The organism is Streptomyces sp. NPDC053076, assembly GCF_044546845.1.
Lineage (GTDB): Bacteria > Actinomycetota > Actinomycetes > Streptomycetales > Streptomycetaceae > Streptomyces.
Genome location: NZ_JBITZL010000003.1, coordinates 282,508 through 300,302, shown reverse-complemented (window position 1 = coordinate 300,302; position 17,795 = coordinate 282,508). Strand labels below are relative to the sequence as shown.

Annotated in this window: 16 protein-coding genes and 2 pseudogenes; 7 read left to right on the top strand and 11 right to left on the bottom strand. The window is 73.5% G+C overall.

What is annotated here, in order from left to right; genetic code table 11:
- Position 1: 1 nt before the first annotated feature.
- Positions 2 to 2,113, bottom strand: a complete 2,112-nt coding sequence (locus tag ACIGYR_RS14900; protein WP_399599191.1) for a hypothetical protein — start codon at positions 2,111 to 2,113, stop codon at positions 2 to 4.
- Between the two features lie 336 nt (positions 2,114 to 2,449).
- A complete protein-coding gene (locus tag ACIGYR_RS14895; protein ID WP_399599188.1) occupies positions 2,450 to 3,727 on the bottom strand; it encodes an FAD-dependent oxidoreductase in 1,278 nt (425 codons plus the stop codon).
- A gap of 196 nt (positions 3,728 to 3,923) precedes the next feature.
- Between ACIGYR_RS14895 and ACIGYR_RS14890 the strand changes: the two genes are divergently transcribed.
- The gene (locus ACIGYR_RS14890; protein WP_399599185.1) at positions 3,924 to 4,415 is read left to right on the top strand and encodes a DUF1360 domain-containing protein; all 492 of its coding nucleotides are present in this window, start codon (positions 3,924 to 3,926) and stop codon (positions 4,413 to 4,415) included.
- A 153-nt stretch (positions 4,416 to 4,568) separates the two neighbouring features.
- Here the strand turns inward: ACIGYR_RS14890 and ACIGYR_RS14885 are convergent.
- A pseudogene (locus tag ACIGYR_RS14885) lies at positions 4,569 to 4,868 on the bottom strand (MgtC/SapB family protein); the annotation flags it as partial.
- A 188-nt stretch (positions 4,869 to 5,056) separates the two neighbouring features.
- Here ACIGYR_RS14885 and ACIGYR_RS14880 point away from each other — a divergent pair.
- From ACIGYR_RS14880 to ACIGYR_RS14865, 4 genes are all read left to right on the top strand, one after another.
- Entirely contained in the window at positions 5,057 to 5,491 is a 435-nt protein-coding gene (locus ACIGYR_RS14880) for a DUF2267 domain-containing protein (RefSeq protein WP_391842932.1), read from the top strand.
- Positions 5,492 to 5,764: 273 nt separating this feature from the next.
- Positions 5,765 to 6,226, top strand: coding sequence for an ANTAR domain-containing protein (locus ACIGYR_RS14875; RefSeq protein WP_399599182.1), 462 nt, complete (start codon positions 5,765 to 5,767; stop codon positions 6,224 to 6,226).
- Between the two features lie 839 nt (positions 6,227 to 7,065).
- The gene (locus ACIGYR_RS14870) at positions 7,066 to 8,244 is read left to right on the top strand and encodes an AI-2E family transporter (RefSeq protein ID WP_399599181.1); all 1,179 of its coding nucleotides are present in this window, start codon (positions 7,066 to 7,068) and stop codon (positions 8,242 to 8,244) included.
- A gap of 202 nt (positions 8,245 to 8,446) precedes the next feature.
- Complete coding sequence (locus ACIGYR_RS14865; RefSeq protein ID WP_399599179.1) at positions 8,447 to 9,577, top strand: aromatic acid exporter family protein; 1,131 nt, start codon at positions 8,447 to 8,449, stop codon at positions 9,575 to 9,577.
- A gap of 77 nt (positions 9,578 to 9,654) precedes the next feature.
- On the opposite strand, the gene ACIGYR_RS14860 is transcribed toward ACIGYR_RS14865, so the two are convergent.
- Positions 9,655 to 10,203, bottom strand: coding sequence for a molybdenum cofactor biosysynthesis protein (locus ACIGYR_RS14860; RefSeq protein WP_399599176.1), 549 nt, complete (start codon positions 10,201 to 10,203; stop codon positions 9,655 to 9,657).
- 127 nt (positions 10,204 to 10,330) lie between these two features.
- Positions 10,331 to 10,729, bottom strand: a pseudogene (locus ACIGYR_RS14855) (PP2C family protein-serine/threonine phosphatase); the annotation flags it as partial.
- Between the two features lie 61 nt (positions 10,730 to 10,790).
- Here ACIGYR_RS14855 and ACIGYR_RS14850 point away from each other — a divergent pair.
- Positions 10,791 to 10,958, top strand: coding sequence for a hypothetical protein (locus ACIGYR_RS14850; RefSeq protein ID WP_399599173.1), 168 nt, complete (start codon positions 10,791 to 10,793; stop codon positions 10,956 to 10,958).
- Positions 10,959 to 11,095: 137 nt separating this feature from the next.
- Here ACIGYR_RS14850 and ACIGYR_RS14845 read toward each other — a convergent pair whose 3' ends face one another.
- Positions 11,096 to 11,923: an alpha/beta fold hydrolase gene (locus tag ACIGYR_RS14845; protein ID WP_399599171.1), complete on the bottom strand. Its 828-nt coding sequence runs from the start codon at positions 11,921 to 11,923 to the stop codon at positions 11,096 to 11,098.
- A 57-nt stretch (positions 11,924 to 11,980) separates the two neighbouring features.
- Here ACIGYR_RS14845 and ACIGYR_RS14840 point away from each other — a divergent pair, with 57 nt between their 5' ends.
- The gene (locus tag ACIGYR_RS14840; RefSeq protein ID WP_391842947.1) at positions 11,981 to 12,469 is read left to right on the top strand and encodes a MarR family winged helix-turn-helix transcriptional regulator; all 489 of its coding nucleotides are present in this window, start codon (positions 11,981 to 11,983) and stop codon (positions 12,467 to 12,469) included.
- Positions 12,470 to 12,482: 13 nt separating this feature from the next.
- On the opposite strand, the gene ACIGYR_RS14835 is transcribed toward ACIGYR_RS14840, so the two are convergent.
- The 5 genes from ACIGYR_RS14835 to ACIGYR_RS14815 form a co-directional block, all read right to left on the bottom strand.
- Positions 12,483 to 13,325, bottom strand: a complete 843-nt coding sequence (locus tag ACIGYR_RS14835) for a lysozyme (protein ID WP_399599167.1) — start codon at positions 13,323 to 13,325, stop codon at positions 12,483 to 12,485.
- Between the two features lie 94 nt (positions 13,326 to 13,419).
- Entirely contained in the window at positions 13,420 to 15,276 is a 1,857-nt protein-coding gene (locus ACIGYR_RS14830; protein ID WP_399599165.1) for a M1 family aminopeptidase, read from the bottom strand.
- Between the two features lie 254 nt (positions 15,277 to 15,530).
- Positions 15,531 to 16,184 carry a 1,4-alpha-glucan branching protein gene (locus tag ACIGYR_RS14825; RefSeq protein WP_399599162.1) on the bottom strand — a complete coding sequence of 218 codons (654 nt, stop codon included), beginning with the start codon at positions 16,182 to 16,184 and terminating at the stop codon, positions 15,531 to 15,533.
- A 38-nt stretch (positions 16,185 to 16,222) separates the two neighbouring features.
- Positions 16,223 to 16,894: a spherulation-specific family 4 protein gene (locus ACIGYR_RS14820; RefSeq protein ID WP_399599160.1), complete on the bottom strand. Its 672-nt coding sequence runs from the start codon at positions 16,892 to 16,894 to the stop codon at positions 16,223 to 16,225.
- Complete coding sequence (locus ACIGYR_RS14815) at positions 16,891 to 17,790, bottom strand: NAD-dependent epimerase/dehydratase family protein (RefSeq protein WP_399599158.1); 900 nt, start codon at positions 17,788 to 17,790, stop codon at positions 16,891 to 16,893. The genes ACIGYR_RS14820 and ACIGYR_RS14815 overlap by 4 nt, the downstream gene beginning before the upstream one ends.
- Positions 17,791 to 17,795: the final 5 nt, after the last annotated feature.

Sequence of the window (17,795 nt, the reverse complement as noted above, 5' to 3'; positions counted from 1 at the left end):
GTTATCTCCTTCGCCCGAGCTGGTCGGTGCAGGCGCAGCGCAGCAACGGCCGGTCGTTCTCCGCGAGGCCGCTCCACTCGGTGGCCGTCCTGCCGAGCCGGCCCGCGCCGTCGAACTCCATGATCGAGAGGAGGTCCAGCAGCTTGGCGAGCGTGCGGGCCGTCTCCCTTCCGGTCGGCCTGGTGCGCTCCTCGCACAGCCACACCGCGTGCAGCAGTTGGTCGACGGTGCGGCGCAGCGCCGGTCCGTCCGCCGTCACCAGGCCCTGGGCGCGTTCCCGACGGCTGTCCGTCCCGCCCGGATACGGCGCCTGGGCGATCTCCAGCAGCTCCGCGCACCATTCCCGCGGACGGCCGGGCAGCGTGGCGGCCAGGTGGCGGACGACGTCGTCCACACCGCCCGACACCAGGTGGTGGTTCATCCGGTGCGCCATGACCGAGCGGAACGCCCCGCCGCTCGGTGCCCCGTCCTGCGCGACGCGTCCGGTGTAGTGGTCCCGCAGCAGGTGGTGGTCGGCGTACCAGGCGGCGCCGTCGGGCAGCAGCCCGTACAGCCGGTGCACCAGCAGTTGGCGCAGCCCGAAGTCCCCGATGAAGTGCCGTTCGCAGCCGGGCCACCCGGTGTCGGTGAGCAGCTGTGCCACCTGATGTGCCGTCAAGCGGTGGACTCGGGCCGACTGGTGGTGGCGGAGCAGGACGTCCGCGCACTCCTTGTCGTGCGCCACGGACAGATGGGTGAGCAGATCGAGCCAGTGTTCGTGGTGCTCGGCCGGCAGCCGCACCGGCAGCTGATCCAGGACCAGCTCCCGCAGCAGTACGTCGGCCACCGGCCGCTCGGCGGCGCCGTCGGCCGGGAGGCGCAGCGGGGCGTTCAGGATGTCCCGGTCGTTGGCGTCCGCCGGCATCCGGAAGGCGGCGGCAGCGGCGGCCAGCCGGATCACCGTGTGCGGTCGTCCGCCGCTCAGCCGTGCCACGGCGGCGTCGACGCGGCGCCGGTTCGTGCCGCTCTCCGGCTCCGCGCGCCGCTGCCTGCACTCGGTCTCCGCGCGGAGCTGGTCGCCGGTGAGGAGGGGCATGCGCAGCAGGAGCACCCCGTCGGCCAGCGGTGCCCGGTCTCCTCCCGGCTCCGCGCGCCGGGACCACACGGGCGGCACCCCGTCGGCGGGCCGGAACTCCGCCGGGGCCGGCATCTCCTCGGGCGGAAGCCCCCCGTACAGGAAGGCGCCCCCGTCCGCCCGGCGCGCGGTGGCGACGATCACCACGCGGTCGCGCTGACCGCCCCGCCGGTCGGTGAGCACGGCGCGTAACAAGCGTTCCCCCAGCGGGGTGTCGGCGCGGTCCAGCAGCACCGCCGGGCGGCCGACCCGGCGCAGCCAGCCCACGGCCCCCGTGTAGGCCGCCTCCAGGTCCTCGCGCAGCGCCCGGAAGAGGAAGCTCTCCGCCAGCTCGCGCTCCTCGCCTCCGGCCTGGAAGTCGGCGGCGAGGTCGCGCAGTCCGTGCTCGGGCTGACCGGCCGCACCCGGATAGGCACCGTAGATCCGTGCCAGTTCCGTCCGGCCCCGGGGCGCCAGGCTCGCGAAGAGGGCGTCCAGCAACGCGGTGCTCACCGAGGCCGAGTACGGGTCGAGCGCCTGCCCGGACAGGGTCGTCAGCAGGTTCCGCATGGCTCCGCGCAGCGCGCCCCGCCAGAAGTCACCCGCCGCGAGGCCGCGGAGGCGCTGCCTCTGGGGTAACTCCTCGTACCGTTCGATCTCTGTCGCGACCGCGTCGGGGGTGCCCTCCGTGACGCCGGTGGCGATCATCGCCAGGCCCGCGAAGAGCCGTGGGAAGGTGAACGAGCCCCCCGTCCCCTGCCAGGTGGACAGCCGCCGGGCGGCCTCGACCAGGACCTCGGTCGCGGCCGAGCGGGCGCCCGGCTCCGGCTCCGCCCGGTCCGCGTACACGGGCGAGCCGCAGTCCAGGTAGATCACCGGCACCTTGGCGGCGAAACGGTCCCTCACCGCGCGCAGCAGCCGCCCCTTGCCCATGCCCGGACCGCCGGTGAGCAGCACCAGCGGCAGGTCGGGGCCGTACAGGGGTTCGCGGCCGCCGCCCGAGGGCGACCGGCCGAGCAAGCGCGCGAAAAAACCTTCGTCACCGAGGAGTCTTTCGAACCCCAGGTCATCACACACGGATCCCTCGTGGCTACTCCCCCGCCCGGGAGCGGGTGCTCGTTGTGGCGGAAGGAGATTAGTGGAACACAGAGAGTTCCGTTCGGACAACGGTGCTTACGCGAAAGAGAATTGGCGATGTTGCGCACGGGGGGCCGCGGTGACCGGAAGCCGGGTCGGACGGGCGGCTTCGCCGTGTGACGGCCCCGGCCGGGAACGGTGGAACCGGTCATCGGCCCCGCTCCGGTGCGCAGCGGTCGTGGAGTGGTGAGGTCTTTCCGCGACGGACGCGGCATGTCCTCACGGACGCGGTCGGCCCGTGGCGGTTTCCGCGCCCGGGGCCCGTTGCCGGACCGCCTCGGCGGGGGGACGCTCCCGGAGAGCGCCGTACGCGACGAAGTACGCGGGCAGACGGCGCAGCCAGGGCGAGCCCGCGACCAGGTTCGCGACGCGCCGGGCGCGTTCCGTGCCGCCCAGGGGCGGCCGGCCCCGCAGGACCGGGGCGATGAAGCGGGCGTGGGCCGCCCGCTGGAGTGCCTGGGTGGCGACCGTGGTGGGACGGCGGCGGCGCTGCACACCGCGCACGTCGCGCAGCCGCACGGTGCCGCGGCGCAGGGGCTCGGCCAGGTGACGGGCGGCGGCCACGGCGTCCTGGACGGCGAGGTTGATGCCGATGCCGAAGACGGGGGACATGGCGTGCGCGGCGTCGCCGATGCACAGCAGGCCGGGGCGGTGCCAGCGGCGCAGGCGGTCCAGGTGGACATCGAGGAGCTTGACGTCGTCCCACGACCGCAGGGCGTGCGTGCGGCCGGCGATCCAGGGGACGGCGGCGGCATAGGCGGTCCGGAAGCGGTCCAGGCCGGCGGCGCGGCGCTCGGCGTCGGTGCCCTTGGGGATCAGCGCGGCGCACTGCCAGTAGTCACCGCGGTCGATCATCGCGGTGAGGAAACCCTCGCCGGCGCCGCCGACGAGCCCGGACGGATCGTCGTCCTCCCGGGGCAGGCGGAACCACCAGGCGTCCATCGGGCAGGTGAAGTGGTGCAGTCCCAGTTCCGGCCGGGAGCGGGCCAGTGACCCGCGGCCGTCGCAGGCGACGGTGAGGAGGGCGCGCAACTCACCGGTGCGGCCGTCGGAGGTGCGGTAGCGCACCCCGGTCACCCGCCCCGATTCGACCAGGAAGGAGGTCGCTTCCGTGTTCATCCGCAGCTGGAAGGACGGTTCGCGTCGCGCCTGCTCGGCGAGCAGGTCCAGCAGGTCCCACTGGGGCACCATCGCCACGTAGTTGTAGGGCCCGGGCAGGACCGACAGGTCCGCGACCGTGACGGGTGAACGCCCGGTGCCGACCGGCAGCTGGACGGTGCGGACGCGACGCTGCGGCAGCCGGGCGAAGGGCTCGGCCAGCCCCAGCTCGTCCAGCAGCGCCAGGGTCGACGGGTGGACGGTGTCGCCGCGGAAGTCACGCAGGAAGTCGGCATGCTTCTCCAGTACGGTCACCGCGATCCCGGCCCGTGCCAGCAGCAGGGCGAGCACCATGCCCGCAGGGCCGCCTCCCACGACGCAGCACGTGGTCTTCTCCATCGCTGTCCTGCCCTTCTGAACAGCAGTAATTCATCACACGGTGAATATTATACCTCTCCCATCCGGCCCACAAGGGCACGTGTCGCCCCCGCACACGGGGGAACTCGTCGCGCGCCCGGGGCAGGGCCGGTGACAGCGAGGGTCCGTCGCACGCCCGGGGCAGGACCGGTGACATCGACGGGATCCGGGAGGTCTCATGACGACGGACGCCGCACGCTACGACGAACGGGGCGACGTCCCCCTGGGAGGCTATGCCGCCCTCGCCTCGGTTTTCGCGGGGAGCGTGGGCACCTTCGCGCTGCTGGCCCGGCGCCGGGGTGTACGGCTGCCGCAGGAGGTGCCGCCGTGGGACGTGGCGCTGATGGGCGCGGCGACGTACAAGGCGTCGCGGCTGCTGACCAAGGACAAGATCACCAGTTTTCTCCGGGCACCGTTCACCCAGCGCACGGACGAGGGTGAGGCCGGCGAGGTCATGGACGAACCCCGGGGCAGCGGATTCCGGCGTGCCGTCGGCGGCCTGGTCACCTGCCCGTTCTGCACCGCGGCCTGGGCCGCCGGCGCGCTGGTGTGCACCTACGCGGCGGCGCCCCGGCTCACTCGGCTGGTCTGCGGCGGCCTCGGCGCGCTGACCGTGGCGGACTGGCTCCAGTACGCCTGGACGGCGACCCAGGAGAAGGTCGAGGGCTGAGCCGCCGACGGGACCGCCGGCGCGGGTGGCCTTTTCGTCGTCGCGCGGGCTGTCCGGGGGCCGCATGCGGGGTCCGTCGTGGCGGGCGCGGGCTGCCGCGGAGGTTCGCGGGCTGCCGCGGGGGCTGTATGTGGGCCGTCGCAGCGGACGCCGGAGGCCGCCGCCGATGGAACCGATGCCGGAGACGATCTGCGCGCGACGCGGGAGGGGTGGAAGGAGACGTTCTCCAGCCCGAGCATGGCGGTGAACCCGTGCTGAGAGACCTCCATCATCAGGGCGCTCGCGATACCGACCAGCGTGTGGGTACGCATCCCCGCGGTCTTCTGCTGCTGCCGCGCGTTCCCAGCCGATCAGGCTCAACAGCAGCAACGCCGGTCCCAGCTCGGCCGGCTGCCGCGGCCCCTGCCCGTTGTGGAGGTCCCACAACGGTGCCGCCGGCTCCGCGCCTGCCACGCACACCTCGCACGTCGCTCCGCCGATGTTCCGCTGCCGACGCGTACCCCCCGCGACGGGCGATCGACGCCAACGCGGCCGGAACCCGGCCGACGGTGACCGGGTGCGGGCGCGGGGTACTCGACCGGGGCCGCCACGCCCGCGGGACGGGCGTACCGTCAGCACTTCGTCCGGAAGGGACCGGTCCCATGCGGCACGACGAGATGATCGGAAAAGTGCAGGCGCTGGCCCAGCTGCCCGACCGGGGAACGGCCGAGCGGGCAGCGCACGCGGTCGTGAGCACGCTGTCGGAGCGACTGCCGGCCGGGCTGTCCCGGCACGTGGCAGCCCAGCTGCCGCCGGACATGGCGGCGGCCATGCGGGAGGCGGCCGACCTGACCACCGGGCACGACTCCGGTACCGCGGCCGAGCGGTTCGGCCTGACGGCCTTCGCCGGACGCGTCGCCGCCCGGGCCGGCACCGACGAGGACACGGCGCTGCGGGACGCCGCCGCGGTCATGGAGGTGCTGGACGCCGCCCTCGCCCCGGAGCTGACCGAGCGGATGGCCGGGGCGCTGCCGGCGGACATCCGCGAACTGCTGCCGGTGGGCCGCGCCCTTCAGGAGACGGAGGGCTTCGGCTGACCGAGCGACCTGGCTGACACCGGGAACCGAGCGTACGGCTGACGCGGTCGCCGGCTGACGTCGGTGCAACCGGGCGTTCGGTGCGGCGTTCGGTGCGTTCGGTGCGGGGGCTCACCTCCGGGCCGACGGTGGTGGGAGGCGGGCGTCGGGTGCGAGGGCTCACCGCGCGCGCCGCACAGCGTGACCGGGATCGGCGATGCTGGTTCAATGCGAGTGCAAGCGCCCACTGGGGGCGGGCGAGTCGTGACGCCCCCCACCTCGCAAAGGTGGTCCATGGCCTTCTTCGCACTCTCCCGGCAGCAGCCACTGGCCCTGCTCTCGGTCACCGACCTGGCGTCCGAATACCACCGGCTCCAGGACGAGAACGGGCAGCTGCGGCGCGCCGTGACCTCCCACGCCGTGATCGACCAGGCCATCGGCGCCGTCGTGGTGCTGGGGCAGATCGCGCCGGAAGAGGCATGGCGGGCCCTGCGGGACGTCTCCCAGCGAACGAACGTCAAGCTGCGAGCGGTCGCCGAGCATGTGCTGGCCTATGCGCAAGGCGGCACGCTTCCCGAGCCCGAGCGGCTCGAACTCGCACGGGCGATCACACGCTATCGCCGGTGCGGTGACACGTCCGCGGTGCTCAGCGACGGACCGCCCGCGCCCGCCGGCGATGCCGGGAACGACGAGCCCGGGAAGGCCGCAGCACCCACCGGTCCTCGACCTGGTCCAACCCGAACAGCAACGCGCTGAGGACCGGAAGCAGCAAAAGCGCGACGATGATCACTGGAGGCCCCCCTCCCTGCCGACGACACCGGGCGGGTGCCCATACGTCGTGTGTCGACCCTCGGCCGGTGTGAAGGTCCTGTGACCCGTGTCCCGTGTCCTGTGACCGGCGTGCCCTGTGACCCATGTGCCGTGTCCCGTGACCGACATGCCCCCTGACCCCTGACCCGTGCCCCGTGCCCCGTGCCCTGCGCCCTGTGACCTGTGCCCTGCGCCCTGTGCCCTGCGCCCTGTGACCTGTGCCCTGCGCCCTGTGACCTGTGCCCTGCGCCCTGTGCCCTGCGCCCTGTGACCCATATCCCCCGGGTCCCGTGCCTCCTCGTGGTGTCGTCGCGTCGCCGAGCATGTTCTGACGCGTGGGTGGGGCCCTGGTGCCGGGCCCGTCCGGTCCGTCCCGCCGAGCCGGGTGCTCGACGCCGCGCGGTCCCACGGCACGGTCGTCACCCGTCCGGCTCCGTCGGGCAGTGCCGGGTTCTCCTCACTAAGGGGCCGTCCCGCTCGGTCGGCGCCCCAGGCCGTCCGGGCCCACCGGCTGCGGGCGCTGTCGCACCGGGCGTCGCGGGGCAGGGGCGCCACCGGGCGCACCTTGGAGTCACCAGGCGTCACCCGTTCGTTCACCTTCCGCGGCGATGACGGTGTGGTGCGGATGAACCCCGAGTCGACATAGCCGGCAGCGGTGACCGCACGGGCCGCGACGGGCGGGGCCGGGTGCGGACGCGTTGCGCGCGCCCCTCTCACGCCTTGTGCTTACGGTGCTGTGGGGGTGACCGACCGTCACCCGGGTCGGCGGAGAGGAGACGGGAGCCGTGGTGGGCGATGCGCGCCGGCGGACGACCGGGCGGGCCGGCCGACGCCGGGCCGGGGGCGCGGTGCTGGGCAGCCGACCGGCGTATTCCGTGCGCCTGCCCGCCCCACCCCGTCCGGAACCGCCCGTGCCGCCGGCCGAGCGGACGGTGCCCTGGCTCCGGGTGGCCGCGGCCTACGCCTGGCGGCTCATTCTCGTCGGCGTCGTCGTCTACGGCGTGTTCATCGTCCTCGGCAGCTTCCAGCTCATCGCCGTCGCGCTGTTCCTCGCCCTGGTCGTGACCTCCGTGCTGCGCCCGTTCACCGATCTGCTCGGCCGGTTCCTGCCGAGGCCGCTGAGCGTGGCCGTGGCGCTGGTGGGCAGTCTGCTGCTCCTGCTGGCCCTGTTCGCGCTGGTGGGCACTTCGGTGGCGGGCGAGTCGGCACAGTTGGCGGGCGAGTTCCGCGGCGGTGTGCACCGCATCGAGGAGTGGCTGCGACGGCCGCCCTTCCGGCTCGGTCCCGACGCGCTCTCCGCACTGCAGCGCCAGGTGACGCAGTACATCTCCGCACACCGGGCGGCTCTGCTCAGCAGCGCGGTCGACGAGCTGGGCCGGGTGGTGGAGCTGGTCACGGGTGGCGCGCTGGCCCTGTTCGCCTCGGTCTTCTTCCTGCATTCCGGTGAGCGACTGTGGAGCTGGGCGCGTGACCGGCTGCTGCCGAGCGACGCCCGCCCGGTGTGGGACCAGGCGGGGCGGGCGGCCTGGCGGACCTTCGCGGGGTACACACGCGGCATCATCATCGTGGCCGCCACGAACGCGGTCCTCGTGGGCGTCGGCCTGCTGGTGCTGCGGGTGCCGCTGGCACTGCCGCTGACGCTGCTGGAGTTCTTCGCCGCGTTCGTGCCGTTGGTGGGCTCGCCGGTGGCGCTCGGGGTCGCCACGGTCGTCGCGCTCGCCGGGCGGGGTCCGTTGACGGCGGTGGGTGTGCTGGTACTCATCGTGGTGATCGGCCAGGTGGAGGGGCATGTGCTGCATCCGCTGGTGATGAGCTGGGCGGTGCGGCTGCATCCGCTCGTCGTGGCCGTATCGGTCATCGCGGGCAGCATCGTCGCGGGAGTGATCGGCGCCGTCGTGGCCGTGCCGCTGGTCTCGGTCGTCTGGGCGGTGCTGAACGCCTTACGTGGGATGCCATCGCGATAGTCCTCGCCAACTCCCCCGCGGTACGTCTCCCCGTCCCCCACGCCGCCCGCGTACCCCGAACTTTGGCTCACCCCCCTCCGAGGACGCCCTTTTCCCTGGCTGCCAGGCGTGTGCCGCTGGTCACCCGAGGGGCGTGGGAGACGGAAACCCGGCATGATGTGGCGCCGCTGGTGGCACCCGGGTCGGCGTGCGTGGAATACGAATGACCTGGCAAGGCGTACGGCGGGACGTTTCGGCCGCGGCGCAAGCGGCACGGCGGGCCTGGGCGGAGCCCGGCAGGGAGCGGGACCTGGTCGTGCAGGCGCTGAAGGCGGCGCTGGCCGCGTGGGTGGCCTGGGCGGTGGCGGGCTGGTGGCTGCGGGCACCGGTGGCGTTCGTCGCGCCATGGGTCGCGGTGGTGCTGGTCGAGTCGACCGTGTACCGGTCGATCGCGCACGGCCTGCAACAGCTCGCGTCGATCGCGGTCGGCACGGTCGCGGCCACCGCGGTCGGACTGCTCCTGCACAACACGGTGGCCGCCATGGCGGTCGTCCTCCCCGTAGCGATGCTGCTGGGCCAGTGGGGGCGCCTGGGCAGCCAGGGCATCTACGCGGCCACCGGCGCCCTGTTCGTCCTCACCAACGGGACGGTCAGCGTCACGACCTCCGCGGCCCGGCTCGGCGAGGCCCTGTTCGGAGCGGCGGTGGGCATCGCGGTCAACGCGCTGATCCGGCCGCCGCTCTATCTGCGCGACACCGAGGCGGTGCTGCGGGACGCGACCGAGGAGGCCCACGACATCCTGCGGGACGTGGCGGAGGGGCTCGTCGCGGACCGCTGGGACGCCGATGAGGCCGGCGCCTGGCACGAGCGCGCCCTGCGGCTGCACCAGCAGGTGGGGCGGGCGCGGTCGGCGGTCGAGTGGAGCCGGGAGAGCCTGCGCGGCAACCTGCGCCGCCGCACCGGGCTCGCACCCCTGCCCGGCAAGGGCTACGACGACGCGCTCGTGGTGCTGGACTACGCGGCCGTGCACACCGCGGGAGTGACCCGTACGGTGCTGGAGGCCGCCGCCGAGGACCGTTCGGCGCGCCGGCCGCACTCCGAGCTCGCCCGGCGGTACGCGGAGTTCCTGTGCCAGACCGCCCGCGCGCTACGGCTCTACAGCCACAGCCGGTTCGCCGACGCCCGTGAGGACGAGCTGCGCGAGGCCGTGGCGGACCTGCGCGGCACGCTCACGGACCTGCGCCGGGACCTGGTCCGCTCCACGACGGACGATCCGGACGAACTCGCCACCTACGGCGCGTTGCTCGCCCAGGCCCACCGGCTGGCAGGCCAACTGCTCGCCTCGGGAACCTGAGCGCGGCCCCGGCCGGACGGCCGTGGCCCGGGCGAGGACGGCCCCGGCACCCTCGCCGGCCGCCGGGTCGGCGCCGGTCAGGATCTCGGGAGTACGGCGCCCGAGTCGTCGTATCCAGGGGCCGCGGACGGTGTGTCCGCCGGTTCCCGGATCCCGAACACGGCGGGGCCCACGGCGAGAACACCGTCGGTCAGCGGTCGACAGCGCACTCCCCCACCACCGCGCAGGACTCGCTGGGCACCGGGGCCGAGGGTGGTGTCCATCCAGCCGCAGGGCCGGGCGGCGCGGCGGACCTCCAGGTCCACCGGCCCGAAACCACAGTCGAGGAAGACCGTCGCGCCGATGCAGGCGTCGATGTCGACCCCGCGCAGCAGGACGTTGCGCCGGGTCCGGAGCAGGTCGGCGGGATACGGCTCGGGCAGCCGCTCGGCCGCCATGAGGGTGATCGACGCGTTGCGGTGGGCGGGCTGGTTGAAGTACCGGTCCCCGACGATGCCGAGGCCCGCGCGCACCTCGGCCCTCGTCACCCGTTCCCCGGGCGGCAGCTCGGGCAGACCCTCGCCCGGCCGGCCGGCGAACCGGTGCACCGGGGAGACCAGCAGCTGAAGGACCTCGACGTGCGGCACGCGTCGAGCCTAACCGGCGTTTCCCGTCGCCTCGCCGCCGGTGGCACTGCGGGCCACCATGACGATCAGACGTTGCCCGGGCCCCGAGGCCCGCCACTCCTCGCGCGCCCAGGACCAGCTCGATGACGCCGTCGGTGTAGAGCAGCACGCGGTCCCCGGGCTGGAGCCGCATCTCGTGCACCCGGCGATCCCGTGCGGAGAGCAGGGAGCGCAGCCCCATGGGCGGGTCGGCCTCGCGGGCCATGGCGTCCACGATCAGCCGCTGGTCGCGGATCAGGAGCGGCGCGGGATGGCCGCAGTTGCTCCATTCCGGGACGCCGGTGCTGAGGTCGAGCTGGGCGAGGATCCCGGTGCAGAACTGGTCCGGCAGCCACTGGCTGAGCGCCTGGTCCACGTTGTCCACGAGGGCGCGCAGGTCGGCGTCGGTGCGCCGGGCGTTGCGACAGGCCGCCAGGGCGACGGCGCTGGTCAGTCCGGAGAGCAGGTTGTGCCCCATGGCGTCCAGGACGGCGGTGTGCAGGGACATGGTGGTCAGGGAGTGGTCGAAGGCGTCGCCGCCGATGTCGTAGGCGGGTTCGAGGACGGCCGTGGAGACGACGTCGCGGTTGCCGATGGTGCGCGGCGGCAGGAAGGCCCGCAGCATCTCGGCGGGCAGGTGCATCGGGGCGGTGCGGGTCTGCCGTACGAAGGAGTCCTTGTACGCGCGCTTCGAGGTGATCATCATCGCGAGCAGGGCGGCCAGCGCCCGCCCCTGACGCAGGGACTCCACAGTGATCGCCTGGGCGTGGACGGCCAGGACGCCGAGCCGCTCGGCGCCGCCCAGCAGCGGGTACCACGCCGTCATCCCGTCCCGGTCGGACGCCTCCACCCGGCCGTCCGGATCCTGCCGGGGCTACCCCAACTTCTCCAGGAAGGCCGCCAGTTCGGCGTTGAACCGGGCCGGGTTCTCCATGTTCGGGTAATGGGCCGCGTCCGGGACGCTCACGGTGCGGCCGTCCTGGACCAGCTCGACCAGGCGGGCGGCCATGGCCAGGTGGTCCGCGGAGTCCAGGGCTCCGTTGATGGCGATCAGGGGGACCTCGATGCCCGCGACGCGCTCCCAGGTCTCGGTGACGGGGACGTGATGGTCGGGCTCGTCGGGCGTGTGCTTGCTCAGGGTGCCCAGGCCCGTCTCCCGCAGCAGGCGCACCACTTCGGGATCGACGTCGGCCGGGTCCCGGTGCGGACCGGCTGCCCACAGCACGTAGGCGTCGGCCCAGCCGGCGAGGTCACCGGCGGCCAGGGCGCCGTTCTGGGCGGCAATGACCTCCAGCACCCACCGGTCCTCGAAGACCGGCTCGCTGGTGCCGGCCCCGCTGATGACGAGGGCGCGGACCAGCTCGGGGTACTCCAGCGCGCAGTCGACGGCGATGCCCCCGCCCATGCACAGTCCGACGAGCACGGCGGGGGCGGCGTCGAGCCCCCGCAGCAGCGCGGCCAGGTCGTCGACCTGCCGGAAGGGACGGGTCGCGTTGTCGGAGGCGCCATGGCCTCGGGCGTCCCAGGCGATGACGCGGTGGCCCGGTGCGAAGGCCCGGAGTTGCTCCTCCCACATGCGGTGGTCGGTGAAGCCGCCGTGCAGGAGGACGAGGGGTGCGCCGGAGCCGGCCTCGCGGTAGGCGAGGCGGCCGTCGGTGGTCCGGAGCGAACGGACGGGCAGGGATGTCAGGTCGACAGTCATGACAACTAAGGTGTCATTTCTTGCGCATGTTGGCAACCAAGGTGTCATCCTGGTCGCATGAAGGACGACCGCGCCGCACCCACTCCCGCCGAACCGTCCCAGGACGAGTTGGCCGAACGCCTCACCGAGGTCTTCGACCTGGTCGGCCCGCTCTACCGGCGAGTGCACCGCAAGGTGGAGGAGGCCGCGCCGATCGAGGGCCTGCCGGTCGGTGTCCGCGCGGTGCTGGACCTGTTGCGGGCCCGGGGGCCGATGACCGTGCCGCAGATGGGCCGCGCGCAGGCGCTCAGCCGGCAGTTCGTCCAGCGCATGGTGAACGACGCCGCGCGGCAGGATCTGGTGGAGAGCGTGCCGAACCCGGCGCACCGCCGGTCCTCGCTCATCCGGCTCACCGACCAGGGCCGGGCGGCGATCGGGGCCGTGCGGGCCCGCGAGCACGAGGTGCTGCGCCGGGTGGGCGGCGACCTGACCATGTCGGACGTCGACGCCTGTCTGCGGGTGCTCGGGGCGATGCACGCGCTGTTCGACGACGTCGACGTCGACTGAGGACGGCCGGCACTCAGCCGCGGGCGAAGTCCTCCAGCTTCTCCTGGGAGCCGTTGAAGCGGTCGTGGTCACCGACCGCCTTGCCGGTGGAGGTGTACTGCCACATCGTGTACGACGACCAGCCCGCCGGCAGGGTGCCCACCGTCGAGGCGTAGCGCGCGACCCACAGCGGGTTGGCCGAGCCGAATCCGGCGTGGTTGCCGGTGCACTCGGTCCACCAGCTGGTGGCCGTGTAGATGACCGCGTCCCGGCCGGTGCGGGACTTGTAACGGTTGAGGAAGTCGCGGATCCAGCTGACCATGGCGCTCCGGGACTTGCCGTAGCAGGCGTCGCCGTAGGGGTTCCATTCGATGTCGAGGACGCCGGGGAGGGTCTTGCCGTCCTTCGACCAGCCGCCTCCGTGCGCCACGAAGTAGTCGGCCTGGGCGGCGCCGCCGGCCGTGTCGGGGGTGGCGAAGTGGTAGGCGCCACGGATCATGCCGCTGCCGTACGAACCGTCGTACTGCTGGGCGAAGTAGGGGTTGGTGTAGTACGTCCCCTCCGTGGCCTTCGTGTACGCCCACCGGATGCCGTCGCCCCACAACGCGGGCCAGTCGACGTCGCCCTGGTGGCTGGAGACGTCCACGCCCTCGGTCTGGGAGGCGCGAGGGGGCGGGGGCGGGGTGCCGGAGGCGCCGTCGTGGGCGAGGACGCCGATGCCCATGTAGGCGCTGCCGCGGGCGAGTGCGCCCCCGGTCGGCTCGGGTGCGGCCGGGGAGCCGGACACCAACAGGAGCAGGCCGGTCAGGGTGCCGGTGAGGAGGCACCGGCGGGACCGGCGGGACCGGCCGCGGATACGGGATATGGAGTTTCGCATGAGGTCCATCTGACCCGGGACCGGCTCGTCGCGCACTCCGGGTTCGGCCCAACGAAGCCGTCCGCGGCCGGTGTCTAGCCCATGTGGGTGCTCCTCACCCCTCGATACGGTGCTGGGTCCAGAAGGAGGTCAGGTCCGTGCTCGTGGCGCCCTGGGCCGCCGCCTTGAACTCGGCCGTGGTGGAGACGCCGTACCAGTGGGCGGTCGCGTAGTCCTTCAGGAGCTTGGCCATGGCGGTGTCGCCGAGCACGCGCCGCAGGTCGTGCAAGGCGCACTTGCCGTAGCCGTAGACGACGGTGGAGTACCGGGAGGAGTGCGCGTCCCAGTACGCCATCGAGTCGGTGATCTGCTCGGCGCTGGAGGCCCAGGAGACGCCGCTCCAGCAGTTCGCGCCGGTCTTGCCCTGGGCGAGGTCGGTGGCGTAGTCGGTGAACGCCTCGTCCAGCCAGGGGCTGGTGTACTCGTCGTCGCCGACGATGCCGTACCACCATTGGTGGGCGATCTCGTGGGTGAGCGCGGTCGTGCTGACCACGTCCAGGACGAACCCGGGATACTCCATGCCGCCGAACCAGTAGTTGTTGTCGATGACCGCGTCCAGCTCTCCGTACGGGTAGGCACCGAAGCGGGCGGCGTGGGCGTCGACCGCGGACTTGGCGGTGCTGAGCATCGACTGGGCGCTGGAGGAGCTGATGCCCGACACGGAGTAGACGTTCACCGGTACGCCGGCGGCCGAGGTGCCGGAGATCTTGGTGAAGGGCCCGGCGGCCCAGGCGAAGTCACGCACCTTCGAGGCGGTTGCCGTGGTGACCGTACGGCCGCTGGAGCCGGGGGTGTCCGTGGAGGTGCCGGTCGCCGGTACCAGCAAGGCGCTGGGGTGGTCGAGGCCGACCTTGAAGTCGGCGGCCAGGGAGTAGAAGGACTCGCCGTTGTCCGTGTACGGGTCCAGGTGCCAGCCCGCGCCGTCGCGGACGGCGAGGACGGGCAGGGCGTTGCCGATGAAGCTGAACGCGCCGTCGTGGCCGAAGCGGTCGGCGCCGCTGGGCACGGTGATGCCGAGGTCGAAGCCGATGGTGGCGCTCTGGCCCTGGGCGAGCGGGTTCGGCAGGTCGATCTTCAGGGCGGTGCAGGCCACGGAGAGGGCTCCGGCGGTGCCGCCGGTGACGTTGCCGACCTTGATCGGCATCGCGTCGCAGGTGCCGTGGTAGTTGTCCCACAGCCGCAGGTACACCTCGCCGAGCGCGGTGGCGGAGGCGTTGGTGAAGGTCACGCTCTCGTGGCCGGTCCAGACGGTGCCGCTCATGTCACTGCTGAGGTTGACGGTGTAGGCGGGCGCGGCCGGGGTGCGGGTGGCGTCCGGGCCGGGCGGGGTGGTGCCGCCGGAGGTGTCGAGGGCGATGTCGTCCAGGACGAAGCTCGTCCGGAGGCTGGAGTCCTCGGTCCCGGTGAAGGACAGGTTCACGGTCTGGCCCGCGAACGACGACACGTCGAGGGACTTCTGGACGTAGCCGGTGTTCTTGTCGAGGTTCGAGTAGGTGGCCAGTGCCGTGCCGCCGACCTTGGCGGTGAGCTTGTCGTAGGCGACGGACGACGTCGTCTCGGCGGTGTCGATGTGCAGCCAGAAGGTGAGGGTGGCGGTGCTGCATCCGGCGGGGATCGTCACGCTCTGGGTGAGGGTGTCGGTGTGGGTGCTGCCGACGCCGTCCAGCCAGGCGTAGGAGCTGCCGCCGTGGGCGGTCTGTCCGGAGCGGCTGGTGATCACGGTGGACGAGGAGGCCGTCCACGGTGATGTCCCGCTCTCGAAGCCGCCGTTGGTGACCACCTGGGCCGGGGTGCAGGCGGCGGGGGCCATGGCCGGGCGGGCGGCGGCGGGGGTGCCGGGGAGGACGAGGGCGGCCACCGCGGCGACGGTGAGCGCACCGGCGCCGAGGGCCTTGTGGGGGGTCGGTCTCACACGCTACTCCTTCTGCGGCGGCCGGGGTCCCGGCCTGCTCGAAGGCCGCCGGTCGGCCTGGGTGCGCCGGGGGCGGCCGGGATGGGGCTTGCGCGTTCGCTGTACGGAGGAGCCCGTCGCCCCCTCCTGGGGTCAGGGCGGCGACTGCCGAAAGAGTGACAGATCTGACGGGTTCATGCCAGGCGCGTGCGCGAGGGCGTGCGTTCCGGCCCGTGTGGTGGGCGCCGCCCCCCGGTCGGCGGGCGGCGCCGACATCACGCGGAGCGCAGCGTCGTCAGCACGGCCCGCAGACGGGTCTCGTCCGGGCCCGGCCAGCCGGTGGCGACATGGCCGAGGGCCCCCGGGGCGGGCAGCGGCGGATTGTCCGCCACGGGGGTGAGGACACGGTGCACGTGGAGGGTCGCGCCATGGGGTGTGGCCAGCCGCGTGCCGTCCGCGTCGTCGGCCGGCACGGGCGGGAAGCCGTCCGGCGCGAAGGGGGCGCCGGTGTACGAGCGGCTCACCTCGTGGTCGGCGGTGTCGCTGACGCTCTGGGCCATCGCCTGCGCCCGGCCCGCGATCAGCGACAGCAACTCGGTGACCAGCACCGGGTCGTGGCAGCCGTCGTAGACCCAGCGCGTGCCCAGCACCCCGTGCTCGATGGTGCCGAGGAGGCCGTGCTCGGCGCCCTCCAGCGGCGCTCCGCGGTAGGTGAGCGGTACCAGGTAGGCCGTCCGCTCGGGACCGGCGGTGTCGGTGGCCACCATGAACTCGATGCCCACCTCGCCCTCGGGGTCGTCCAGCCGGAAGCCGCCGGACTTCTCCAGCACCGGATCCGGGCCGCCGCGGTACCAGGGGCGGGTGGGGAGCCAGCCGGTGAGCAGTTCGATCTTGGTCGGCTTCAGGGTGGTGTGGTGGATGACGGCCATGCCCGTTGCTGCCTCCCGTTGCGCGGATGTGGATCTCCTCAGCCTTCCACACCGTTCCCGCCGCGCAGCGCCGGGGTCAACAGCGCCCAGGGGTTGGGCGGTTCGCCCGTCACCGGCCCGCAGACCGCCGCGCCCCGCTGGTGCGCGGTGCGGACGGCGAGCGGGACGAGGACCTCGGGCACGCCGTAGACGAGGTGGCAGAACCGGTCGGGCGGGTACCGGGCGGTCCAGACCGGCCGGGTGAACGAGGAGACGTACGTGGTCCAGTGCCCCTCGAAGGTGACGGTCAGGTCGGCGAGACGGACATAGCCGGGATCCGGATGGACGCCCGGATTGAGGACGACCGTCCCGGCGCCCGAGCGCCGCAGGTCCCGCATCAGCCGGCGGCAGGCGGGCAGCCCCTCCGGGCCGGCGGTCACCCGGTCCAGGAAGCAGCCGTCGGCCGCGTACCAGTCCTGGTGCCGGCGCACGTCCTCCATGATCAGGGACCGGTCCCGGACGCCGTAGTCGGTGTCGACGTAACCGAGCAGGCGGGCCCCGGCCGTGCGCAGGGCCCGGGCCGCCGCCGTGAACGCGGGATCCGGAGCGGTGCCGGGGCCGCTCGCCGGGTTCAGCACGACCGCGTAGGTACGGTCCGCCGCCGCGATGAGCCGGTGCCAGGCGCCCGGATCCTCGGCCGGGTGCACGTACAGCGGTACCAGCAGGCTCACGGCACCCGCTCCAGCGTGGCCGCCCACAGCGCGGCGAGGGCGTCGTCAAGGCTGTGCACCGGCCGCCAGCCCAGGGCCCGGGCCGCGGCGGAGATGTCCGAGCACTGCCAGGACACCTGCGCCGAGCGCGCCGAGCCGCCCGCGCTCTCCTCCAGCCTGCCCCGGAATCCCGCCTGCCGGGCCAGGCCGTGCGCCAGCTCGCGCACCGGTACGGCGGTTCCACTGCCGATGTTCAGCACGGACGGAAGCGGTCCGGGTGTCGTGACGGCGAACTCGACCGCCCCGGCCACGTCACGCACGTCGACGAAGTCGCGGTGGGCGGAGAGGTCCCCGAGGCGCAGTACGGCCTCCGGGTCCCGGGCGGCCGGACGGAGCAGCCCGGCCAGCCGGCCGGGCAGGCTCGCCATGGGCGCCCCCGGACCGACCGGGTTGCCGACCCGCAGCACCACCGCGTCCAGGGCGGCGGAGGTCACCGCGAGCGTGCCGGCCAGCTTGGTCGCTCCGTAGGACGTGACCGGGCAGGCGGGTGCCGACTCGGTGACCGGTACGTCCGGGGTGCCCGGTCCGTACTCGGCGGCCGAACCGAGGTGCACCAGGCGGGCCGTGGGGGCCGCCTCGCGCAGCGCGGCGCAGAGCGCGGCGGGACCGCGGGCGTTGACCTCGGCCAGGGTCACGGCGTCGCCGCCGGTGACGCCCGCGCAGTTGACCACGGCGTCGGGAGCCGCCGCCACCAGGGTCCGGGCGAGCCGCTCCGGCCGGTCGGCCGCGAGGTCGACGGCGAACGCGGCGGTGGCGGAACGGCCGGCGCCGAGGACCTGCGCGCCCGGCAGGGCGCGCAGCCGCTCGGCCACATGGCGGCCCAGATACCCGGAACCGCCCAGGACAAGAATGCGCATGTGGT